We start from the raw sequence: 572 nt of genomic DNA, 5'->3' as shown, positions 1-572 counted from the left end.
CTCTAGCACGATCTATAAAAAGTCTTATTCCTGTCTTAGCAATATCATATTTTTTTGAAAATTTTGTACCCAAAACAAGTACACTCGTTAAAAAGCGATAATAAAGATAATAGTTTTCTGGCCAATCTGGAGTTCTCTGGAGCCAATTAGGATCATCGCTGTAAGATGGTCTTGTAACATAGCAAGAAGTATCAATACGAATAACAACATGGAAGTCAAAATCAAGCCCTTTGATTTCAAGAACCTCTATTTCATTATTATCAAAGTTTAAACCATGTATTTCTTTAAAATTTAGAGTTTTATAAGTATCCCAATTATATGTTACTCCATCTACTTTTATAGTTTGCATATCAGTATGCTCTTACATATTAGAAATTCTAAAATTAACATAATACATCTTATGCGAAAATGTAAGTTTTTATCTGATATAAATTATAGTCTTATTTAAAAAAAAGCCCGACTCATAGTACTTGGGCTTTTTTAATAATTTGTCACCTTTCAGGATTACTTCTTGATCAACTCTCCACAATTTCATGTAATCTCTATTAATTCTAAAGCAGATAAATATCCAC

1 protein-coding gene is annotated in these 572 nt (G+C 29.2%); it reads right to left on the bottom strand.

Going from position 1 to position 572, the window contains the following annotated elements; translation table 11 throughout:
* Window positions 1-349, bottom strand: a 349-nt coding sequence (locus HUN22_RS17580) for a hypothetical protein (protein WP_174732054.1), incomplete at its 3' end; no start/stop codon positions are given.
* Between the last annotated feature and the right edge of the window lie 223 nt (window positions 350-572).

Source organism: Acinetobacter lactucae (genome assembly GCF_013344765.1).
Taxonomy (GTDB): domain Bacteria; phylum Pseudomonadota; class Gammaproteobacteria; order Pseudomonadales; family Moraxellaceae; genus Acinetobacter; species Acinetobacter lactucae_A.
Note: the sequence above shows the minus strand (reverse complement) of the source record. Positions and strands in the feature narration are given on the sequence as shown.